Annotated in this window: 1 protein-coding gene; it reads right to left on the minus strand. The window is 69.7% G+C overall.

Going from position 1 to position 456, the window contains the following annotated elements; genetic code table 11:
- Positions 1–13: 13 nt before the first annotated feature.
- Positions 14–456 (minus strand): ATP-binding protein (locus EN742_RS37340; RefSeq protein WP_148670631.1); only part of this gene is annotated, 443 nt, incomplete at its 5' end.

Genomic DNA, 456 nt, shown 5'->3' on the forward strand with positions numbered 1-456 from the left:
CTTTTTGTCCGGACTAGGCAGGTCGGCGCAAACTTCCGCGCGCCTGGTCGAGCCGCACCGGCTGGTCGGGGATGGTGACGGCGAAGACGGTGCGGCCGCCGATCGATTCGACCAGCTCGACCGTGCCGCCATGGGCGCGGATCAGCTCGTAGGCGATGGCCAGACCAAGGCCGGTGCCGCCGCTGCGCGCCGAGCCGCGGAAGGCGGCGAACAGGTTCTCGCGCGCTTTCGGCGGCAGGCCGGGGCCGGTGTCGGTGACGACGATGCGGCTGACGCTGCCCAGGCGCTCGGCCGAGACGGCCAGCCTGCGCACCACAGCGCTTTCGGTGTCGGCCGCCATCGCCTGCACGGCGTTGCGGCAGAGATTGGTGAGCACGCGGAACAGCTGGTCGGAATCGGCATCGACCTCGAAGGCGTGCTCGACGCCGTTGACGAATTCGATGCCCTCCTCGATGT

The organism is Mesorhizobium sp. M4A.F.Ca.ET.020.02.1.1, from assembly GCF_004022645.1.
In the GTDB taxonomy this organism is placed as follows: domain Bacteria; phylum Pseudomonadota; class Alphaproteobacteria; order Rhizobiales; family Rhizobiaceae; genus Mesorhizobium.